The organism is Streptomyces chattanoogensis (genome assembly GCF_001294335.1).
GTDB classification, from domain to species: domain Bacteria; phylum Actinomycetota; class Actinomycetes; order Streptomycetales; family Streptomycetaceae; genus Streptomyces; species Streptomyces chattanoogensis.
This window is the reverse complement of the sequence record NZ_LGKG01000001.1, coordinates 1-20,962: the sequence shown is the minus strand read 5'-3', so window position 1 is coordinate 20,962 and position 20,962 is coordinate 1. Positions and strand designations below refer to the sequence as shown.

Sequence of the window (20,962 nt, the reverse complement as noted above, 5' to 3'; positions counted from 1 at the left end):
CTCACGCAATGAACAGGCACGACCATGAGTCGGACAATCACCCGGTCCCCCCAGGATTCCCCGCAGGCCGTGCAGGACGGCGAATCCGTGCTGTCGCACGGCCTCAAACAGCGCCATCTGTCGATGATCGCGCTCGGCGGGGTCATCGGTGCGGGGCTCTTCGTGGGCTCCGGGGCCGGTATCGCCGCGGCCGGACCGGCCGTCGTCCTCCTCTTCGCGGGTGCCGGCGCACTGGTCATGCTGATCATGCGGATGCTCGGCGAGATGTCCGCGGCCCGGCCCTCCACCGGCGCGTTCTCGGTGCACGCCGAGGAGGAGCTCGGTGCCTGGGCGGGTGCCACCTCGGGCTGGATGTACTGGCTGATGCTCTGCGCCGGCGTGGCCGCCGAGGCCACCGCGGCCGGTGCGATCATGCACACCTGGGTGTCGTTCATCCCCGCCTACGGCTGGGTGGCGATCTTCATGGCGTTCTTCTGCGCCAGCAATCTGACCGCGGTGAAGAACTTCGGCGAGTTCGAGTTCTGGTTCGCCGCCGTCAAGGTCACCGCGATCGTCGCCTTCCTGGTGCTGGGCGTGCTCGGCATTCTCGGGGTGTTCGGCAGCGCACCCGGCACCAGCCATCTCACCAACCACGGCGGCTTCTTCCCGACCGGCGCCGCCGGACTCGCCGCCGGGCTGCTGACCGCCGTCTCCGCCTTCGCCGGCCTGGAGACCGTGACCATCGCGGCGGCGGAGTCCGACCGGCCGAGCCGGAACGTGGCCCGCGCCGTCCGTACCGCCGTGTGGCGTATCGCCGTCTTCTACATCGGCTCCATGGCCGTCGTCGTCACCCTGGTGCCGTGGAACGACCCGAAGGTCGCCGCGGACGGCCCCTACGTCACCGTGCTCGACCGGCTCGGCATCCCGGCGGCCGGCACGATCATGCAGATCGTGGTGCTGGTGGCACTGCTCTCCGCGATGAACGCCAATATCTACGGCTCGTCGCGGATGGCGTACTCGCTCGTCAGCCGGGGCCAGGGCCCGCGATTCCTGGGCAGGGTCACCAGGGGCGTGCCGGCGGCGGCGGTACTGGCGTCCTGTGTGTTCGGCTTCGCCGCCGTCATCGCCGGAATCCTCTGGCCGACCACCGTGTTCGCCTGGCTGCTGAACATCGCCGGCTGCTCGGTGCTGGTCGTCTGGTCCCTCGTCTGCCTGACCCAGCTGAAGATGCGCCGCCGTCTGGAGCGCGAGAATCCTGAGCTGCTGTCCGTGCGGATGTGGGGCTTCCCCTACCTGACGTGGTTCGCGTTCGCCGCCATCCTCGGCGTCTTCGCCGTCATGGCCGCCGGTGCGGACGGCCGTCAGCAGCTCGCCGGCACGGCCGTCGTGGTGGCGGCGCTGGCAGCCGCGGGCCACCTCAAGCAGCGCCGGGCCGACCGGCTGCGGTGAAGCCGCCCGGGGCGAAATGCCGTTGACGGCGCGCCGGTGCGGCGGACAGGGTGTGCGGTTTCCCGTGAACCCTGGAGGCGTGCGTGAGGTCGAGGCCGGTACCGGGCCGGACGGGAGCAGGGCCGAGGAGACGGCGGGGTCCGACGACTCCGTCGCGCGCCGTGGGGGCAGTCGGGGATGGGGCGCGGTGCGGCGGACCGGGCCGCGGCGCGGCGGTTCGTGCCGGCGGCCGTGGCGGGGGACGGGGCGTTCCTGGACGTCGGGTGCGCCAACGGCTGTCTGATGGAGTGCCTGGAGCGGTGGGGGGCGCAGGACGGGCTCAGGCTGGAGGTCCACGGGCTGGAGATCATCGGGGAGTTGGCGGCTCTGGCCCGGCGGCGGCTGCCGCGTCTGGCGGACCGCATCTGGGAGGGCAACGCCCTGACGTGGGTGCCGCCGCGGCGGTTCGACGTCGTACGGGTGGGGCTGGAGTACGTGCCCGGGCGGCGCCGCGCGGACCTGGTGCGGCATCTGCTGGGTGCGGCGGTGGCGCCGGGCGGGCGGCTCGTCATCGGGCCGTACACGGAGGAGACCGGGGCCGCGGCGACCGAGGATGCGCTGGTGGAGTGGGGGTTCACGGTGGCCGGGCGGGCGTCGGCCGGGCATCGGGATCCGCGGGTGGAGCGGCGGATCGTGTGGGTGGAAGGGCCGGCGAGTCAGGACAGGCCCTGACCGTCCTCCCCCAGCCGCGCCCGGTCGGCAGCCGCCCGCCCCGCGTGCCAGCCGTCGGCGTCGCGTACGCCGCGCAGGCGGACCGGGGCGGTGTCCGGGAAGAGGGTGCTGGTGGTGTTCTCCACGGCCAGTTCGCGGGCGGCGAGGACCGGCAGGAGGGCGGGGGCCGTGCCGGGGGACTCGGTGGTAGCGGCGTTCGTGGCGGCCTCGGTCGCTGCCGCGAGGCGGGCGCGGATGCGGTCCGCGTAGGCGACGAGGAAGGTCTGTCGGAAGTCGCGGGTACGGCGGGAGCGGGCGTGGTGGGCGTCGCCCGCACGGTGCATGGCGGCGGTGGCCTGGAGGAGGAGCGAGGTGTAGAGCATCTCGGCGGCGTCCAGGTCGGCGGTGAAGCCGACGACGGTGGAGAAGCCCACGTCGGCGGCCCAGACGGCCTGGCAGCGGTTGGCGGCCGCGACGGCGTCCAGGAGCAGCGCCTTGGCCTGTTCGTAGGGGCCCTCGATGCCGATGCGGACCGCCGACGGGCCCGGCTGCCCGCCCTGGGATCCGCTGTCCAGGAGGGCCTCGTCGATGCTGTGCCGGGCCATCAGCTCCTGCGCCTTGGCGGACAGCGCCTCCGCCTCCTCCGCGAAGTTCGTCGCCTCGGCCTTGGCCAGCAGGCCGCGGATACGGCCGAGGGCACGGGAGGCGGCCGCGCTCCGGGCCTCCCCGGCGGGCGCCCGGCCGGGCGTCGGCAGCGGGGTGATGCGCGGGACCCTGGCGAGGGCGCGCAGGGTCATGAGGACGTCGTAGGCGGTCTCGAAGCGGGTGGTGCGGCGGCGCCCGGCCAGGGCGTCGAGATAGCCGCGGTCGGCCTCCCACCAGACCTCGGCGCCGAGCCGCCGCAGCTGCTCGGCCCAGCGGGCGCCGCGCGGGGCACCGGCCGCCGGGGCGCGGGACGCCTCGGCCGCCATCGCGTCGACGACCAGCGCCGCCTGCGTCCCCTCGGGACCCTGGCGCCGCACGTACCGCTCGAGGTCCGCGGGCTGCCAGCCGCCCGCCCAGCACTGCGCCACCCCGGCCGCGGCCGCCGCGACCACCGCGGCGCTCACCGCCTCCCAGCCGGCGGGCGCCGCGGCCAGCATCGAGGCACCGGCCTCGACGGCGTCCTCGGCCGCCGCCCCGTCCGCCGCGTAGCGCACGCTGCCGAGCACGCTCCCGACCAGCTCATCGGCCGCCGAGGGCGCCCGGCCGGTCCGGCCCTTCCGCCCGCCCGTCCGGCCGCTCCGGCTTCCTGCGCTGCTGTCGTGGTCCGTCACCTGGTCAGGGTACGGACGACGGCGCGGCGCCCGGGGACGGCCCTGCCGGCCGGGCTCCCTCACAGCCGTAACTGGTACATCCCCACCGCGCTGTCGGCCCGGTACCCCAGGCCCGCGTTGACCGCCCGCATCGGCCCGTTGGCGTCCGCGACGGTCGTCACGATCTCCCGTACGCCGGGCCGTTCCGCGCGCAGATACGCCAGCATCCGCAGCTTCACGGCGCGCCCCAGGCCGCGGCCGCGGTGGCCGGGGACGACGACGGTGTCGTACTGGACGGCGCGTACGGAGGCAGGGGTGGGCAGGACGAGTTCGGTGTAGCCCGCGATGGCGCCGTCGGCCTCGGCGAGGGCCGCCACGGTCAGCAGCACGCCGCCGCGGTCGCGGACGAGGCGGGCCGCGGCGCGTATCCGTTCCGGGTCCCAGGGGTCGCGGTGCAGGTCCAGGTCGCCGGCCGGCGCGTCCTCCATGGCGTCGTGCGCGCGGGCGTGTGCGAGGGCGTGCTCGTCGGGGACGAGGCCCGTCCAGGCGAGGAAGCGGTAGCCGGGCGGGGGCGGGACGGGCTCGGCGGGAACCTCGCGCACCTCCTGGACGTACGCCGCCATCGGCAGCGCGCACTCCGCACCCCGCGAGAGGGCGAACTCCTCGCCCGCGCCGCCTCGTTGGACCATCGCGCTGACCGACGTACGCCCCTCGGCGGCGAGCCGGGCGCGCACCTCGTCCCACAGTGCGCGGCCCGCCCCGCGGCCGCGCCGCCCGGGGTGGACCGTGAAGGTGTCGAGGAAGGCAGTCGTGGCGGTCGTGGCGTTCTTGGCGTTCTTGGCGTTCTCCGTGGTGCCGAAGAGACGCAGCAGGGCGACACCCGCGTAACCGCCGGTGGCGGGAAGGGCGAAGACGGCGGAGCGGCTGCGCGGGGAGCGGACCTTCAGCCGCCCGGCCTCGGCGGCGTGTTCGGGGGCCGGTGTGCTCGGGCGGTCATGCCCGTGTGCCGCGGCCGCCACGGCGAACCACGCCTCGGTGTCGATTTCCATGCCGCGCACCGTACGCACGGCCGACGCCCGGTGCGCCGTATTTACGGCGTCACCGGGCGTCGGTCAGCTTGTGCGCAGGCCGTCCCCGCGCGGGCGGATCACCGCAGGGCGCTGCCCGCGACCCACTGCGACCAGTCCATGTTCCAGCCGTTGAGGCCGTTGTCCGGCTGGATGGTGCGGTCCCCGGAGTTGACCACCTGGACGACGTCACCGAGCCGCGAGTGCTCGAAGAACCATGCCGCGTCGGTGGACGGGTCCTTGGCGCCCCGGACGTCCTCCAGGCCGATGCAGCCGTGGCTGGTGTTGGCCTTGCCGAAGATGCCCTTGCCCCAGTAGTTGCCGTGGATGAACGTGCCGGAGGCGGACAGCCGCATGGCGTGCGGGACATCGGGGATGTCGTACTCGCCCTTGCCGTCCTTCTTGGCGAAGCCGACCGTGGAGCCGTTCATCCGGGTCTGCTTGAACCTCTCGGAGATGACCATCTTGCCGTTGTAGGTGGGGTGGTCCTTGGCGCCCGCGGAGATCGGGATGGTCTTGATCACCCGGCCGTCGCGGACGACGGTCATCTTGTGCGTCTTGGCGTCGACGGTGCTGATCTGCGAGCGGCCGACGGTGAAGCCGACGGTCTTGCTCTGGATGCCCTTGACACCGGGCGAGGCCTCGACCCCGGCCAGGCCGAGCGTCATGGAGACCGTGGAGCCCGGCTGCCAGTACCCCTGGGGGCGGAAGTCCAGCCGCTTGTTGCCGAACCAGTGGCCGACGATCCGCTGATTGCTGGTCGATGCGACGCTGATCGCGGATTCGACGCGCTTCTTGTTCACGACCGGCTTGTCGAAGTTGACCGACACCGGCATGCCGACGCCGACGGTCGAACCGTCCTCCGGGGTGAAGGTGCCGATGAAGGTGTGGGGGTCCGGGGCGACGGTGGTGAAGGTCGAGTTCTCCACCGCCTTGCGGCCCTGGGAGTCCACGGCATGGGCGGTGATCTTGTACGTCGTGGACTTGGCCAGCGCCGTGTCGGGCTTCCAGGAGGTGCCGTCGGCGGACAGCGTGCCCTCGACGGTGCTGTGGGCGTTCCCGGCGGTCATGGTGACGTCGGTGAGCTTGCCGCCGCTGACCGTGACCTTGGCGCCGTTGCCGATGCCGGCGCCGTTGGTGCCGTCCTGGGGCGTGATCGCGATCCTGGCCTGCGAGGCGTCCTCGACGGCCGCGGCATCGACCTGCTGGGCGTTCTGGTGCGCGGGCTGCGTCTGGTGCGCGGGCTTCGATGGATGCGCGGCATGGCCGTCGTCGCCGTGGGCGGCGCCGCATGCCGTGAGGGTGAGGACGCCCCCGAGCAGTGCGGCGCCGGTCATCAGACCCGTGCGTCGATTGCTGTCCGTTATCACGCGTATCTCCATTGCTACCGAACCCAGAACTCCCGACAGATCTCCGGCAGAACTCCCGATCCGATGGTTCGAGCTTTCGTTACGTCTGTGCCTTTCGACCGTGTTGCACGCCGACGGAAAAGGAAAGGGGAATGTGAAGGATGCCACTCAAATCGGACACAATGGATACGTATGCAGGTAGACGATACCTATACGGGCAGGGGATGCGCAGGCAGACAGACGACCCATATGCAGGAAGATGAGAGGCCCCCGGATGAAAGGCGCATACGGGGGCCGTGGTCGATGGATGGGGGTCGGTGCTGCCCGGATCAGGCCTCCGCGGGTGTGTCGTCCGCCAGGTCCCACTCCGCCGCGTCCCACTCGGCGTCCGGGTCGTAGTCGGTCATCTCCTCACTGCTCCAGGAGGCGTGCGCGAGCTCGGTGCCCGGCACGGCCGTGACGAGGTCGAACGGGTCGACGAGATGGGCCAGCGCCTCCGCGGGGTCCTCGCGGACCGTGTCCTGGGCCTGCTTGCGCTGGTCGTCGGGGAGGGAGGGGTCGCCGCCGATGTGCTCGAGGGCGGCGCCGGTCAGCCGCTCGGCGTCCGTGACCTCCATGACCAGCTCCACATGAAGCCGCACAAAACGTGATGTCTCACCATTGCTCATGGGACGGAGGGTAAGCACGTCCGCGGCCGGACTTCCCCGCGACCCGCGGCGGTCACTAACATCTGCGGTCAACGGCGCATGTCAGCGGACGATCTCAGCGGCCAATGCGCCGGACCCGCAAGGAGGATCGCCCGGTGACCGCACGACGACCACTGCTGACCGCCGCGGCCGCGGGTTCGGTGCTGTGCGCCCTGTGGTTCGTACCGTCCGCGAACGCCGGTGTGGAGGATGCCCGGCCGGCCGGTTCCGGCGCCCGTCCGGGCGCGGCGGTGCACCCCGGCGCGGCGGACGGCGACGGCGCCGCGACCGCCACCGAGGGCCCCGCCGGGTCCCCGCACCTCCTCGCCGACACCGGCTCCCCCGACACCACGCCGTACGTCATCGGCGCCGCCGGCTGCCTCGCGCTGGGCGCCGGGCTGGTCGGCTACTCGGTGCGGCGCGGCCGCGACGGAGAAGCCTGAGCCCGGCGCGTGCGCCCGAGGGTCCGTCAGGCCAGCTCCCCGGTCACCGGCTCCACGGCCTCGACCAGCTTCCCGGACCGTACGAAGGCGTAGGCGGCCTCCAGGTCGGGCGCCAGGAAACGGTCCTCGCCCGGCCCCTTGATGCCAGCCGCCCGTACGGCGTCCAGCACCGCGAGCGTCGCGGGGGCCGCCGTCAGGCCGTCGCGCATCTCGATCGCGCGGGTCGCGGCGTAGAGCTCGACGGCGACGACCCGGGTGAGGTTGTCGACGGCGGTGCGCAGCTTGCGGGCCGCCGACCAGCCCATGGAGACATGGTCCTCCTGCATGGCGGAGGACGGGATGGAGTCCACCGAGGCGGGCGCGGCCAGCCGCTTCAGCTCGCTGACCAGCGCGGCCTGGGTGTACTGCGCGATCATCAGGCCGGAGTCGACGCCCGGGTCACCGGCCAGGAAGGCGGGCAGCCCGTGCGAACGGTTCTTGTCCAGGAGACGGTCGGTACGGCGCTCCGCGATGGAGCCGAGGTCGGCCGCGGCGATGGCGAGGAAGTCCAGGACGTAGGCGACCGGGGCCCCGTGGAAGTTGCCGTTGGACTCGACCCGGCCGTCGGGGAGCACCACCGGGTTGTCGACCGACGACGCCAGCTCGCGGTCGGCCACCAGGCGGGCGTGGTCCAGGGTGTCCCGGCCGGCGCCGGCGACCTGGGGGGCGCAGCGGATGGAGTAGGCATCCTGGACGCGCGGGGCGTCGTCCTGGTGGTGCCCGGTGAAGCCCGAACCGGCCAGCACCTTGAGCATGTTGGCGGCCGAGGCGGCCTGGCCGGGGTGCGGGCGGATGGCGTGCAGCTCGGGCGCGAGCACCCTGTCCGTACCGAGCAGCGCCTCCAGGGAGAGGGCGGCGGTGATGTCCGCGGAGGTGAAGAGCCGGGCGAGGTCGGCGCAGGCCATCACCAGCATGCCGAGCATGCCGTCGGTGCCGTTGAGGAGGGCCAGGCCCTCCTTCTCGCGCAGCTCGACGGGGGCGATGCCGTGCGCGGCCAGCAGCTCGCCGGCCGGGCGGACGACGCCGTCGGGCCCCTCGGCGTCGCCCTCGCCCAGCAGCGTCAGCGCGCAGTGCGAGAGCGGGGCCAGGTCGCCGGAGCAGCCGAGCGAGCCGTATTCGTGGACGACGGGCGTGATGCCGGCGTTGAGTATCGCGGCCATGGTCTCGACGACCACCGGGCGCACCCCGGTACGGCCGGAGGCCAGGGTCTTCAGCCGCAGGAACATCAGCGCGCGGACGACCTCGCGCTCGACGCGCGGGCCCATCCCGGCGGCGTGCGAGCGCACGATGTTGCGCTGGAGCTGGGCGCGCAGCTCGGGGCTGATGTGGCGGACGGCGAGGGCACCGAAGCCCGTCGAAACGCCGTACACGGGGTCGGGCTTGGCAGCGAGGTCGTCGATGAAGGCGCGGGAGGCCGCGACGGCCGCGAGCGTCTCTTCGGGCAGCTCGATCCGGGCGGCACCGCGGGCCACCGCGATGACGTCCTGTGCGGTCGTGCCGGACGTCCCCAGCACCACAGTGTGCATATCCATATTCAGGCACCCTAGAGACTGAATCGCCGGATGTCACGAGGCGTTTCGTCACGACCGGATATCGGGACCACCCCTTACCCAGCGTGCACCTCTCACGGCGACACCACCTGCCCGCGGCGGCCTCACCTGCGGAACCGCCGACGCTCCGGCCCCTGCCGCGGCTCCGGGGCGTCCGCGAGCCGGACGACCGGATCGTCGGGGCCGCCGTGCCGCCCGGCGACCACCGGCTCGCCCGAGCGCGCGGCCTTGGCGCGGTACTGCGCCGCGTCCGCCAGCCGGAAGAGGCGGCGGGCGGAGCGCACCGGCCCGATCGGGTCGCCGGTCGAGGCGACGCCGACCGCGACCCCGTCGCCGAGGTCCAACTCCCCGGCACGGGCGCACAGTTCGCCCGACACCTTGACCACCTCGTCCGACGACGGGCCGACCGACAGCAGACAGAACTCATCGCCGCCGAGCCGGGCCGCGAGGGTGCCGGGCAGTATCGCGCCGCACAGCGAGAGCACCGAGCCGAATCGTTCCAGCAGGCGGTCACCGACGGCGTGGCCGCGCGAGTCGTTCACCTCCTTCAGCCCGTTGAGATCGCACACCACCAGGCTGACCACCGCACCCTCCCGGCAGTGCAGCTCCAGCGCCTCGTCCAGCCGGATGTCCACGGCGCGGCGGTTGGCGAGACCGGTCAGCGCGTCGGTGAAGGCCAGCCGGCGGGCCTCGGCGAGGCGCTCGGTCTGGGCGATCCCGGCGGCCGCGACGGCGGCGAGCACGGTCGCGAAATCCGCGTCCGGCCGGGTGAAGACCGGCTCCCCGACACGCCGTGCGACATACAGCTCACCCCACGCCCGGCCGTGCAGCACGATCGGCGCCACCACACAGCAGCCGCGGCCGCGGCGGCGCAGCGCGGCCACCCGCTGATGGTTGCAGCGGCCGTCACCCGGGCGGCCTTCCGCGTACGGCCCGTCGGCGGTCTCCACCCAGGCGTCGGGCTCACCACCGGACCACCGCTCGTGCGGCAGGCCGGCGATCTCGGGGAACTCGTGCACCGGGTACGCCTCGTCGTCCGGGAACTCCTCTTCCCCTTCGGCCAGTTCGCCCACATTGACCAGCACGCGCAGCTTGCCCAGCTCCCGCTCCCACTTGGAGACCGCCGCGAAGGAGCCGCCCAGGGCCTGCTGCGCACCCAGGGCGGCGGCGCGCGCCGATTCGTGCGGGGTGGGCGCTGCCGCCATCGCCTGCGCCAGCTCCACCACCGCCCGCAGCCTCATATCGCCGTCGGCACTGCCCTGGCCCGTCACCGGATCCTCACATTCCGTTCCCGTGAACCCGTCACCGTGAGCACACCCTGAACTACAGGGTAGGAATGTTTCACCCAATGCGCGCGGCGCCGTACGTCGGGGCAGGCCGGGGCAGGAGCCGCTGAGGGTTGCACTCAGTGATCAAGAGGGGCGCCGCCCGGCCCCCCCCCGGCCGACGGGTCACTCCCCCGGCCAGTCAGGGTCCCGCTTCTCGTTGAACGCCGCGACCCCCTCCGCGCGGTCCCCCGAAAAGGCCACGCTGCGCCAGGCGCCGTCCTCCAGTTCCAGGCCCGCGCGCAGGTCGAGGCCGTGCCCCAGCCGCAGGGCCTTCTTGGCGGCGCGCAGCCCGACCGGCGAGTTGCGGGCGATCCGGGCCGCCAGCGCCAGCGCCTCCGTGCGGTCCTGCCCGTCGGCGGCCAGCTGGTCCACCAGCCCCAGCTCCGCGGCCTCGGCGGCCGGCACCCGGCGCGCGGTGAACACCAGCTCCGCCGCCCTGGCGGCCCCCACCCGGCGCGGCAGCAGCTGGGTGCCCCCACCGCCGGGGATCACGCCGACCGACACCTCCGGCAGCCCGACCACCGCGCTGCCGTCCGCGACGATCAGATCGCAGGCCAGCGCCAGCTCGAAACCGCCGCCGAGCGCGAAGCCGTGGACGGCGGCGATGGTGGGCACCGGCAGCTCCAGCACCCCGGTGTACGCGGCGCGGGTGTGCGGCCGCTGGCGCATCAGGTCCGCGTCCGTGAAGGAGTTGCGCTCCTTGAGGTCGGCGCCCACGCAGAAGGCCCGCTCATGGGTGGAGCTGAGCACCACGGCCCGTACCGACCGGTCGGCGGCCAGCTCGGTGCACGCCTGCGACAGGGCGTCGGCCATCGCCGTGGAGACCGCGTTCATGGCCTTCGGCCGGTCCATGACCAGCTCCGCCACAAAGCCGTGCCGTTCGATCCCGACCCAGCCCTCTTCCCCGAACCGCCGCATCTCGCGTGTCCCGCCGTCCATGACAGCCCTCCCGGTTAACGACCGTTGACCTGAGTGATCTGGCGGGATCATTTCAGGTACGGGGGCGTACGAACAGGAGGGGTCGCGACGCGGGGGTGCCGGGGTGGCCCGTGGGCCACGGCTCAGCCCCGGCAGCCCGGCCCGGCCCACTCGGCGGGCCCTGCCACGCCGCACGGCGCCACCCACGCCCTGCGTGATCGCCCTACGTGATCAGGAGCGGCGCCTCAGCAGCCACGGCTCGATGACCCCCAGGCCACGGACCGGCCGCTGCCACATCGGCTGGAGGGCGAAGCGGTACGACGGCGGTGCCTCGCCCGTGCCCTCCCGGGCGGCCTTCTCCGCGGCCGCGGCGTCCGCCTCGGAGACCGGGGCCTCGCCGGTACGTCCCAGCTCCTCCGCGAACGCCTCGTCCACCAGGACGGTGTCCTTGGGCGCTATCGAGGTGAGCCGGCTGGCGAGGTTGACGGTCGTGCCGAAGACATCGCCCATGCGGGTCGTGACCGTGCCGAAGGCGATGCCGACCCGCAGCTCCGGCATCGTCTCGTCGTGGGTCATGGTCTCGATCAGGCGCAGGCCGATCTCCGCCGCGATGCCCGCGTCGTCGGCCGAGAAGAGGACCTCGTCGCCGAGCGTCTTGATCAGCCGGCCGCCGTGCGCGGCCACCAGGTCGGCGCAGGTGGTCTCGAACGCCTCCACCAGCTCGCCCAGTTCCTCCTCCTCCAGGCGGCGGGTCAGGCGGGTGAAACCCACCAGGTCGGCGAAGCCGACGGCCAGGCGGCGGTCGACCATCTCCGCGTCGTCCTGGGCCTGGACGACCCGCCCGGTGGCCGCGGCCAGCTGCCGCCGCCAGACGTAGACCAGGAACTCCTCCAGCTCGGGGAGCAGCAGCTCGACCAGCGGGTAGGTGATCTCGGTGCGGGTCAGGCCGGTGTCGGCCGGTTCGGTCAGGCCCTCCAGGAAGGAGTCGATCTGCCAGTCGGCGAGGCGGGCGGTGGTCTGGCCGGTGGAGCGGGCGACCTGTACGGCCATCGCCTCGCTCAGCAGGCCGGCTTCGACCAGACCGGCGAGCCGCCGCAGCGCCAGCACATCGGCCTCGGTCAGCGCCTTGACCTGGCCGATGTCGGCGAAGCCCATGGCGCGCCAGAAGCGGGCCGCGAGATCCATCGACACACCGGCGCTGCGGGCCGCCTGGAACGGCGTATAGCGGCGGTCGGCGCCGAGGATGAGTTGTTCGAGGCGGATGGCGAGGGGCCCGTCGGGCCCGGCGGGCGCCTCATCCCCCTGGTCGGGGCCCTCGTCCTCCGGGCCGGTGGCTTCGTCGTCCGGCTTGTCGGCTGCGTCGCTCGTCGGGGCGGTGCCCGGGTCGTCCGCGGTCACCGCCTGCTCCCTGTCCGGTCCCTGCGCACTGCCCTTCCGATCACTTCTCGCCCAAGGTCCGCTCCACGGCGGACCGCCCCAACGATACGGCAGGTGTGCTCTGGCTCACTCTCACTGGCGGTGCGCGGTACGCCGCGAGGGCACCCCGCAGCGGGCTGGGCCGGGGCAGGCGCCGTTCGTGGCCGGCGTCGTCACGTACCAGGTGCGGCCCGCAGGTGGACGATGTCGCCCGCGGCCACCGGCTGCTGCACGCCGTCCGCGGTCGCCAGGATCAGCCGTCCGTCGCCGTCGATGGCGACCGCCTCGCCGAGGAGTTCCGCGTCGCCGGGCAGTTCGGCCCGTACGGAGCGGCCCAGGGTGGCGCAGCCGGCGGCGTAGGTCTCCTGGAGGCGGCTGGCCGCGGGGTCGCCGATGGCGTCCTGCCATTTGGCGTACCAGTCCTCCAGCGAGCGCAGTACGGCGCGCAGCAGCGGGTCGCGGTCGGTGCCGCGCGCGCCCGCCAGCGCGAGGGAGCCGGCGGTGGGTACGGGGAGCTCGTCGGCGCGGAGCGAGACGTTCAGGCCGATGCCGATGACGACGCCGTCGCCGGCGCGTTCGGCGAGGATGCCGCCCGTCTTGCGCTCCGCGCCCGCCACCGTGACGAGGAGGTCGTTGGGCCACTTCAGCGCGATGTCGACGCCTGCCGAACGGACGAGGGCGGCGGCGGTGGCCACGCCGGTGAGCAGCGGCAGCCAGCCCCAGCGGGACATCGGGACCTGGGGGGTGAGATAGACGGAGAAGAAGAGGCCGGAGCGCGGCGGCGCCGACCAGCGGCGGTCCAGCCGCCCGCGGCCCGCCGACTGCTCCTCGGCGATGAGGACGGCGCCCTCGGACACCTCCCCCTTGGCCGCGCGCGCGGCGAGGTCGGTGTTGGTGGACCCGGTGGAGGCGACGACGTCCAGGGAGGTCCACAGCGCTCCGGGGCGGACCAGGGCTCGGCGCAGCGCGTGCTCGGAGAGCGGCGGGCGGTCCAGATCGCTCCAGCGGCCTGCGTCTTTGTCCCGGTTTCCCGGTGGTTGAGGCGTCATGGGACCAGCCTAGGTGTGGTCAACGACGCAGTGCCGCAGAGCAGTCCCGCGGATACGCTACGAGTCGGTAGCCAAACCCGTTCCCCACGCGTACCACCCTCAGTACGCGCTTGTACGAGCACCAGTCCAGGACGAGCAGGAGCCGCATCCCGATGTCCGAACCGGAAGCAACCGCTTTGAACAATCCAGGCAGCCACACCACCGCGGGCAAACTGGCGGATCTGCAGCGGCGGGTCGAAGAAGCCACCCATGCCGGTTCCGCCCGTGCGGTGGAAAAGCAGCATGCCAAGGGGAAGCTGACGGCGCGTGAGCGCATCGGTCTGCTTCTGGACGAGGGCTCGTTCGTCGAGCTCGACGAATTCGCGCGGCACCGGTCGACCGATTTCGGCATGGAGAAGAACCGCCCGTACGGCGACGGCGTGGTCACCGGTTACGGCACCGTCGACGGCCGCCCGGTGGCCGTCTTCTCCCAGGACTTCACGGTCTTCGGCGGCGCGCTCGGCGGCGTCTTCGGCGAGAAGATCGTCAAGGTCATGGACTTCGCGCTGAAGAACGGCTGCCCGGTCATCGGCATCAACGACTCCGGCGGCGCCCGCATCCAGGAAGGTGTGGTCTCGCTGGGTGCCTACGGCGAGATCTTCCGCCGCAACACCCATGCCTCCGGCGTGATCCCGCAGATCTCGCTGGTCGTCGGCCCGTGCGCGGGCGGGGCCGTCTACTCCCCGGCGATCACCGACTTCACGGTGATGGTCGACCAGACGTCGCACATGTTCATCACCGGGCCGGACGTCATCAAGACGGTCACGGGTGAGGACGTCGGTTTCGAGGAGCTGGGCGGTGCGCGGACGCACAACAGCACCTCGGGCGTGGCGCACCACATGGCGGGTGACGAGAAGGACGCCATCGACTACGTCAAGACGCTGCTGTCCTACCTGCCGTCCAACAACCTCTCCGAGCCGCCGTCCTTCCCCGAGGAGGCCGACCTGGAGACGTCGGACTACGACCGTGAGCTGGACACCCTGATCCCGGACTCCGCGAACCAGCCGTATGACATGCACACCGCGATCGAGCATGTGCTGGACGACGGCGAGTTCCTGGAGACCCAGGCGCTGTTCGCGCCGAACATCCTCACCGGCTTCGGCCGGGTCGAGGGCCACTCGGTCGGTATCGTCGCCAACCAGCCCATGCAGTTCGCCGGTGTCCTGGACATCAACGCGTCCGAAAAGGCCGCGCGGTTCATCCGGACCTGCGATGCGTACAACGTCCCGGTCGTCACCTTCGTCGACGTCCCCGGCTTCCTGCCCGGCACCGACCAGGAGTACGACGGCATCATCCGCCGCGGCGCCAAGCTGATCTACGCGTACGCCGAGGCGACGGTCCCGCTGATCACGGTCATCACGCGCAAGGCCTACGGCGGTGCGTACGACGTCATGGGCTCCAAGCACCTGGGCGCGGACCTCAACCTCGCCTGGCCGACCGCGCAGATCGCCGTCATGGGCGCGCAGGGCGCGGTCAACATCCTGCACCGCCGCACGCTCGCCGCGATCGAGGACCCGGCCGAACAGGAAGCCAAGCGGCAGGAGCTGATCCAGGAGTACGAGGACACCCTGCTCAACCCGTACGTCTCGGCCGAGCGCGGCTATGTCGACGCGGTGATCATGCCGTCCGAGACACGCCGCCACATCGTCCGCGGGCTGCGCACCCTGCGCAACAAGCGCGAGGCGCTGCCGCCGAAGAAGCACGGCAACATCCCGCTCTAGGAGGTCCGTCGCCATGATCAAGGTCGTACGAGGCAATCCGACCCCCGAGGAGCTGGCCGCCGCACTGGCGGTGGTGCGGGCGCGGGCGGTGGCCGCCGCTGCCGCCGCCCCCGCGGGCGAGGCCCGCGGCGACGAGTGGTCCGACCCGGCGTCCACCGTTCCGGCCCGCTCCCGGGTGCCGCACCCGGGGCCGCGTGCCTGGCGGACCAGCTACTGGCCCCGCTGACCCCGTACGTCGGGGTGGGCCGGGGCGGGAGTCGTTGCCGGTTGCTGTGTGCGCCGACCGGTCCGGTGTGAGATGCACCGCAGAGCCGCTCCGGCTCCCCCGGAAAGTCGCTGCATCATGCACTGACTAGTCCTTCGCGCCGTGGCGCCTGAGTACGCGTACTCAGGCGCCGCGGCCGTGCCCGGGCGCAGGATCGGTCGCATGCTGTGGTCCGACCCGCCCGATGAGCCGCCCGAGGAGCTGCGCGATGCGCAGGACAAACTCCGCCGGATGGGCATCGTGCTCGCCATAGCCGCGATCCTGGGGACGATTCTCCTCGCCTGGCGGTGACGGCGCCGGGGTGACGGCCCGGAGACGAGCGTCCGGAGACGAGGGCCCGGAGACGAGCGTCCGGAAATGACGCAACCTTTGCCTCGCTCGTCGCATCTTTACCTCCCGAAGAGCGCAAATCGGGCGGGGCGGGTGGTACCTGTCCCGCGCCCCTGGGGAGTGGGAGAGCGACGCGATGAACAGGCCGCTGCGGCACATAGCCGTCTTCTGCGGGGTGTTGGTCCTCGCCCTGCTGGTCCGGGTGACCTGGATCCAGTTCGTCACGGGCGAGGAGCTCGCGAACGACCCGAACAACCGCCGGGTCAAGATCGAGGCGTTCTCCTATCCGCGCGGCAACATCATCGTGGGCGGCAAACCCGTCACCGGATCCGTGGCGACCGACGGCGACTTCAAGTACAAGCGGACGTACAAGGACGGGGCGATGTACGCGCCGATCACCGGGTACGCCTCGCAGGCGCAGGGCGAGAGCATGCTCGAGGGCGTCTACAAGAAGGTCCTCAGCGGCAAGGACGACCGGCTGTTCTTCAACCGGGCACAGGCCGTGCTGACGGGTGAGAAGCCGCGCGGCGGCGATGTCATCACCACCATCGACGAGAAGGCCCAGAAGGCGGCCTACAAGGGCCTGACCGATCTGCACGCCCGCGGCGCCGTCGTCGCCCTCGACCCGCGCACCGGAAAGATCCTCGCGCTGGCCAGCACCCCGTCGTACGACCCCTCCGTCTTCGCCGGGCTGAGCACGGCGGAGGCCAAGAAGTACCTGGCCCTCGACGCCGACAAGAGCAAGCCGATGAACAACCGGGCGCTGCGCGAGATCTACCCGCCCGGCTCGACCTTCAAGATCCTCACCGCGGCCGCGGCCCTGGAGCACGGCACCGTCACCGACATCGACACCCCCTCCGGTGCCCCCGCTCCGTACACCCTCCCCCAGACCCACACCCGGGTCGGCAACGACGTGGCCGGCGCCCCCTGTGACAAGGCATCGATGAAGACCGGCATGCAGTGGTCGTGCAACAACGTCTTCCTGGACGCGGCCCACAAGCTGGGGACGGACAAGATGCGCGAGACCGCCGAGAAGTTCGGCTTCAACAAGGAGCAGTTCGTCCCCGTCCGCGCGGTCGCCAGCGGCTACCCCAAGAAGCTCGACCAGCCGCAGACCGCGCTCACCGGCATGGGCCAGGGCAGCCTGACCAGCACCCCGCTCCAGATGGCCATGGTCGTCGCCGGGATCGCCAACAACGGCAAGGTGATGAAGCCGTACATGGTCGACGAGCTGAAGGGCCCCGGCATGTCCACCATCGAGAAGTTCGAGCCGACGCCGCTGCACCCCGACGACCCGCAGGCCGTCTCCGAGGACACCGCCAAGAAGGTGCAGGAGATGATGGAGTACACCGTCGCCAAGGGCACCGCGGAGAAGGCGGCGATCGACGGCGTCACCGTCGGCGGCAAGACCGGCACCGCCCAGCACGGCGCCAACGTCAACGACGAGCGCCCCTACGCCTGGTTCGTCTCGTACGCCAAGCAGAGCGACGGCACCTCCCCGGTCGCGGTGGCCGTCTTCGTCGACCCCAAGGACATGGACATCCCCCGCTCCGAGATCGCCGGCGGCAAGCTGGGCGGCCCGATCGCGAAGTCGGTGATGCGGGCGGTGCTGGGCAAGTAACGCCGCGCGCTCCCCGCCACCGCCTCCGTACGATGGCGACCATGACCCCAGCGCCCCACCCCCACCACCACCCCGAGCCCGACCCCCGGGCCCGCCGCCTCGTCCTCGCCTCGCAGTCCCCCGCCCGGCTCGGCCTGCTCCAGCAGGCGGGGCTGGCGCCCGAGGTGATCGTCAGCGGTGTCGACGAGGATGCGCTCACCGCCGCCACACCGGGCGAGCTGGCCCGGGTCCTGGCCGAGGCCAAGGCCGCCGCGGTCGCCGCCCGCCCGGAGGCGGCGGGTGCGCTGGTCATCGGCTGCGACTCGGTCCTGGAACTGGACGGCCGCGCGCTGGGCAAGCCCGCCGACGCGGAGGACGCCACCGCCCGCTGGAAGTCCATGCGCGGCCGCTCCGGCGTCCTCCAGACCGGCCACTGCGTCATCGACACGGCGACCGGCCGCAAGACCTCCGCCACCGCCGCCACCACCGTCCGCTTCGGCGAGCCCACCGACACCGAGATCGCCGCCTACGTCGCCAGCGGCGAGCCGCTCTTCGTCGCCGGCGCCTTCACCCTCGACGGCCGCTCCGCCCCCTTCATCGACGGCATCGACGGCGACCCCGGCAACGTCATCGGCCTCTCCCTGCCGCTGCTGCGCCGGCTGCTCGCCGGTCTGGACATCGCCATCACCGACCTGTGGACCTGAACGGCCCGCGCACACAGGCCACTTGACGGGCCCCGGCTCCGGCGCGGTGCGGCCGTATGTAGCAAGCTGACCTCATGGCGACAAAGGCGACCATCGCAGAACTGCTCACCTATCCGGTCAAGGGGTGCGCCGGGGTCCCGCTGACCGAGGCCGAGCTGACGCCCGCCGGGCTGCCGTACGACCGGAGCTTCATGGTGGTCGGCGAAGGCGGCGTCTACCGCAGTCAGCGCAGGGATCCGAAGCTGGCGCTGATACGGCCCGAGATCGGCGAGGAGGGGGCGTACCTCACCCTGCGGACCGCGGGCACGGCCCCGGTCCGCTTCCCCGTCGACACCGCCTCGGCCCGCGTCCCCGTCGACCTGTTCGGGGCGCCGTACCAGGGCATCGACCAGGGCGATGCCGCGGCCGGGTGGCTGTCCGAGGTCCTCGGGACGGCCAGCCGGCTGGTGTGCGTACCGCCGGAGCACGAACGGATCGCGCCCGGGATCCACCCGGGGACCTCCGCGTACGCCGACAGCAGCCCGCTGCACATCCTCTCCCGGGCCACCCTCGACCACCTCAACGCCCGCTACACCGCGGCGGGCAAGCCGTCCCTGCCCATGAGCCGGTTCCGGCCGAACATCGTCGTGGACGGCTGGACCGACCCGCACGAGGAGGACCGCGCGCGACGGGTCACGGCCGGCGTCGCCGAGCTGGGCTTCGCCAAGCCGGCGATCCGCTGCGCCGTCACCCTGGTCGACCAGGAGGCGGGCGCCAAGGCCGGGCCCGAGCCGCTGCGCATGCTGGCCACGTACCGGCGGGCGCCGGAGGGGGGTGTGGCGTTCGGGGCGCTGTACTCCGTGCTGCGGACGGGGAAGCTGGCGGTGGGGGATGAGTTCGCTGTTGTCGAAGGCGCCGGGGACAAGGCCGGGGGCGACGCCGGGGAGGCGGGCGGGACCGGAACGCCACCGGGCGCCGGTGCGTCCTGGACGATGTGAGCGATCCCGACTGCGCCGCCCGGCTCACCGCCGGCCCGGCCGCTCCCCGGGCCCCTGCCGCCCTGCGCTCCGGCGAGGACGTACGGGAGCCCGCGCGCACGGCCCTCTGGACGCCCGGGACGAGCGGCCCGGTCGGATCATTGCCGTCCGGCGGTGCGCCGGCACGCCGCCTCCGGCACGGTACGCAGCAAGTCCGTCCGGACGGGAAGCCCGACCGGCACCCGCCGGCCGCCCCGGGGCCGTCCGGGTGATTTTCCACGATGGCCGGAATTCGGCCCCGGGTTCTCCCTGCCGACGGGCCCTGGCGCGCATCGTGGCGGGACCGGATGCCCCGATGCGACCACGAGGAGCGCGGACCATGCCCAAGATCCTGATCATCGCCGGTGATGCCACCGAGGACCTGGAGTTCTTCTACCCCTACCAGCGGATGCTGGAGGAGGGCTACGAGACCCATGTCGCGGCGCCCTCCCGCAAGAAGCTGTCGTTCGTCACCCATGACTTCGTCGACGGCTTCGACACCTACATCGAGCGCCAGGGCCACTCCTGGCCGGCCGACCTCGCCCTGGCGGACGTCGAGCCGACGGAGTACGCGGCCCTGGTGCTCCCGGGCGGCCGGGGGCCCGAATACCTGCGCAACGACCCCGACTTCCGGCGCGTCGTCACCCACTTCTTCGACGCCGCCAAGCCCGTCGCCCACATCTGCCACGCGGCCATCGCCCTCGCCCCGCTCGGCGTCCTCAAGGGGCGCCGGACCTCCGCCTACCCCGCCTGTGCGCCGGACGTGGAGATGGCCGGCGGAATCTTCGTCGACGGCGCGGCGGTCGTGGACGGCAACGTCGTCTCGGCACGGGCCTGGCCCGACCAGCCGAAGTGGATGCGGGCGTTCATCGGTGTGCTGCGCAAGGAGGCGCCGGCGGAGGGCTAGGGCCTGTCCGACGGGTCAGTCCCCAGGACTCTCGTAACGGGCGGATGATCCGCGAACTCGCCACCGCAGCGGCCGGATTGAGCCATCTGCCCTGCGGTGGGGGGCCACCATTCCCCGTCGGCGGTCAGGCCGAGCCGGGCGCCGTACCGAGCGCCTCGGCGCCCCCGTCACCGTCCGCGGCCGGGGTCCGGGGCTCCCCGTACGCCACCAGCGTCAGCACGATCATCGCGAGGACGACCATCATCCCGGCGAACGCCGGCCAGCCCACCGGCCCGACGACGAACGCGCCGAGCACACCGTGCACCACCGCACAGGTGATGAGCACGATGCGGGCGAAGCCGCCGGGCGCGCGGTCGCGCAGCCCGGTCCGTGCCATGACGGCAGCACAGAGGAGCAGATAGAGCCCGAACAGCGCGCCCGCGACCCAGGCGCCGACGGACATCGCGCCGGGCTTCAGCCCCGCCAGCGACATCTGCTGATGATCCACGACAATGCTCAGGATCCAGTTGAGCAGGACGATCCCGAGCGCCTCAAGGATCAGCACCATCGCCGCAACCAAGGCCACCGGCCTGCGCGCCACCACCCGCCCACCCACTTCCGCCGTCACCGCTCCATGGCCGGTACCGCCGTTACCTCGAGTACCGGAGACATCGCGCACGCTACTGCTGGGTAATAGCTGGGGCAAGAGGTCTGCACGAGTGGCGTTCAGGTGTACGGGAGGGGGCGCCCCGGCCGCGGGAGCGGGGCGCAAAGATTCCTTCGCCCATTCGTAGGGACTCCACAAAGAATTGACGACCCGCCGAACGCTCTCGGCCAGAGACCTAGACCACATCGAGCCTTGGTGACCATCTCCGGATTCCGGGCCTACCCTGGGCTATCAAGGGACTTCGGTCCCTCGACGACACCTCCGCCACGCTCCGTGTGGGCAAGCTCACCCCCGGGATCGGCTCGGCATGCGGTGTCGTCAGTCCCTAAACTCGCGACGTTAATTTGTTGCGGCGAAGCGCCAAGGAAGGACCCATCGTGCGCAAGGTGCTCATCGCGAACCGTGGCGAGATCGCCGTCCGGGTTGCCCGTGCCTGCCGGGACGCGGGGATCGGGAGTGTGGCTGTCTACGCCGACCCGGACCGCGACGCCCTGCAT

21 protein-coding genes are annotated in these 20,962 nt (G+C 72.4%); 11 read left to right on the top strand and 10 right to left on the bottom strand.

What is annotated here, in order from left to right:
- Nucleotides 1-24: 24 nt before the first annotated feature.
- Both ADL29_RS00095 and ADL29_RS00090 read left to right on the top strand, forming a co-directional pair.
- Nucleotides 25-1,428, top strand: a complete 1,404-nt coding sequence (locus ADL29_RS00095; RefSeq protein ID WP_053921768.1) for an amino acid permease — start codon at nt 25-27, stop codon at nt 1,426-1,428.
- Nucleotides 1,429-1,605: 177 nt separating this feature from the next.
- A complete protein-coding gene (locus ADL29_RS00090) occupies nt 1,606-2,139 on the top strand; it encodes a class I SAM-dependent methyltransferase (RefSeq protein WP_053921767.1) in 534 nt (177 codons plus the stop codon).
- Here the strand turns inward: ADL29_RS00090 and ADL29_RS00085 are convergent.
- From ADL29_RS00085 to ADL29_RS00070, 4 genes are all read right to left on the bottom strand, one after another.
- Nucleotides 2,124-3,329, bottom strand: a complete 1,206-nt coding sequence (locus ADL29_RS00085; protein WP_053922194.1) for a DUF2786 domain-containing protein — start codon at nt 3,327-3,329, stop codon at nt 2,124-2,126. The two genes, ADL29_RS00090 and ADL29_RS00085, sit on opposite strands and share 16 nt — an antisense overlap.
- A gap of 164 nt (nt 3,330-3,493) precedes the next feature.
- A complete protein-coding gene (locus ADL29_RS00080) occupies nt 3,494-4,462 on the bottom strand; it encodes a GNAT family N-acetyltransferase (RefSeq protein ID WP_053921766.1) in 969 nt (322 codons plus the stop codon).
- 98 nt (nt 4,463-4,560) lie between these two features.
- Nucleotides 4,561-5,862, bottom strand: coding sequence for a L,D-transpeptidase (locus ADL29_RS00075; protein ID WP_053921765.1), 1,302 nt, complete (start codon nt 5,860-5,862; stop codon nt 4,561-4,563).
- A 296-nt stretch (nt 5,863-6,158) separates the two neighbouring features.
- Nucleotides 6,159-6,497 (bottom strand): hypothetical protein, encoded by a 339-nt coding sequence (locus ADL29_RS00070; protein WP_046926284.1) that lies wholly within the window; start codon nt 6,495-6,497, stop codon nt 6,159-6,161.
- A gap of 134 nt (nt 6,498-6,631) precedes the next feature.
- On the opposite strand from ADL29_RS00070, the gene ADL29_RS00065 reads away from it, so the two are divergent.
- Nucleotides 6,632-6,958 carry a hypothetical protein gene (locus ADL29_RS00065; protein WP_078970682.1) on the top strand — a complete coding sequence of 109 codons (327 nt, stop codon included), beginning with the start codon at nt 6,632-6,634 and terminating at the stop codon, nt 6,956-6,958.
- Nucleotides 6,959-6,984: 26 nt separating this feature from the next.
- Here ADL29_RS00065 and hutH read toward each other — a convergent pair whose 3' ends face one another.
- From hutH to ADL29_RS00040, 5 genes are all read right to left on the bottom strand, one after another.
- On the bottom strand, nt 6,985-8,529 hold the full coding sequence (gene hutH / locus ADL29_RS00060; protein WP_078970621.1) for a histidine ammonia-lyase: 1,545 nt from the start codon (nt 8,527-8,529) through the stop codon (nt 6,985-6,987).
- Nucleotides 8,530-8,651: 122 nt separating this feature from the next.
- A complete protein-coding gene (locus ADL29_RS00055) occupies nt 8,652-9,788 on the bottom strand; it encodes a GGDEF domain-containing protein (RefSeq protein WP_053921762.1) in 1,137 nt (378 codons plus the stop codon).
- A 210-nt stretch (nt 9,789-9,998) separates the two neighbouring features.
- Nucleotides 9,999-10,814, bottom strand: coding sequence for an enoyl-CoA hydratase/isomerase family protein (locus tag ADL29_RS00050; RefSeq protein ID WP_046926288.1), 816 nt, complete (start codon nt 10,812-10,814; stop codon nt 9,999-10,001).
- A 210-nt stretch (nt 10,815-11,024) separates the two neighbouring features.
- Complete coding sequence (locus ADL29_RS00045) at nt 11,025-12,191, bottom strand: adenylate/guanylate cyclase domain-containing protein (RefSeq protein WP_053921761.1); 1,167 nt, start codon at nt 12,189-12,191, stop codon at nt 11,025-11,027.
- Between the two features lie 191 nt (nt 12,192-12,382).
- Entirely contained in the window at nt 12,383-13,258 is an 876-nt protein-coding gene (locus ADL29_RS00040; protein ID WP_053921760.1) for a biotin--[acetyl-CoA-carboxylase] ligase, read from the bottom strand.
- Between the two features lie 152 nt (nt 13,259-13,410).
- On the opposite strand from ADL29_RS00040, the gene ADL29_RS00035 reads away from it, so the two are divergent.
- From ADL29_RS00035 to ADL29_RS00010, 7 genes are all read left to right on the top strand, one after another.
- Nucleotides 13,411-15,018, top strand: a complete 1,608-nt coding sequence (locus tag ADL29_RS00035) for an acyl-CoA carboxylase subunit beta (RefSeq protein ID WP_046926291.1) — start codon at nt 13,411-13,413, stop codon at nt 15,016-15,018.
- Nucleotides 15,019-15,031: 13 nt separating this feature from the next.
- Complete coding sequence (locus ADL29_RS00030) at nt 15,032-15,244, top strand: acyl-CoA carboxylase epsilon subunit (RefSeq protein ID WP_046926292.1); 213 nt, start codon at nt 15,032-15,034, stop codon at nt 15,242-15,244.
- Nucleotides 15,245-15,445: 201 nt separating this feature from the next.
- Complete coding sequence (gene mmpB / locus ADL29_RS45895) at nt 15,446-15,574, top strand: morphogenic membrane protein MmpB (RefSeq protein WP_279634859.1); 129 nt, start codon at nt 15,446-15,448, stop codon at nt 15,572-15,574.
- 175 nt (nt 15,575-15,749) lie between these two features.
- Nucleotides 15,750-17,234 carry a peptidoglycan D,D-transpeptidase FtsI family protein gene (locus ADL29_RS00025; protein WP_053921759.1) on the top strand — a complete coding sequence of 495 codons (1,485 nt, stop codon included), beginning with the start codon at nt 15,750-15,752 and terminating at the stop codon, nt 17,232-17,234.
- A 41-nt stretch (nt 17,235-17,275) separates the two neighbouring features.
- Nucleotides 17,276-17,917, top strand: a complete 642-nt coding sequence (locus ADL29_RS00020; protein WP_053921758.1) for a Maf family protein — start codon at nt 17,276-17,278, stop codon at nt 17,915-17,917.
- 74 nt (nt 17,918-17,991) lie between these two features.
- Nucleotides 17,992-18,894: an MOSC domain-containing protein gene (locus ADL29_RS00015; RefSeq protein WP_063788360.1), complete on the top strand. Its 903-nt coding sequence runs from the start codon at nt 17,992-17,994 to the stop codon at nt 18,892-18,894.
- Nucleotides 18,895-19,252: 358 nt separating this feature from the next.
- Complete coding sequence (locus ADL29_RS00010; protein ID WP_046926295.1) at nt 19,253-19,819, top strand: DJ-1/PfpI family protein; 567 nt, start codon at nt 19,253-19,255, stop codon at nt 19,817-19,819.
- A 124-nt stretch (nt 19,820-19,943) separates the two neighbouring features.
- On the opposite strand, the gene ADL29_RS00005 is transcribed toward ADL29_RS00010, so the two are convergent.
- Nucleotides 19,944-20,366, bottom strand: coding sequence for a hypothetical protein (locus ADL29_RS00005; RefSeq protein ID WP_053922193.1), 423 nt, complete (start codon nt 20,364-20,366; stop codon nt 19,944-19,946).
- 476 nt (nt 20,367-20,842) lie between these two features.
- Here ADL29_RS00005 and ADL29_RS40280 point away from each other — a divergent pair.
- On the top strand, nt 20,843-20,962 hold a 120-nt coding region (locus tag ADL29_RS40280), incomplete at its 3' end, for a biotin carboxylase N-terminal domain-containing protein (RefSeq protein WP_157878347.1).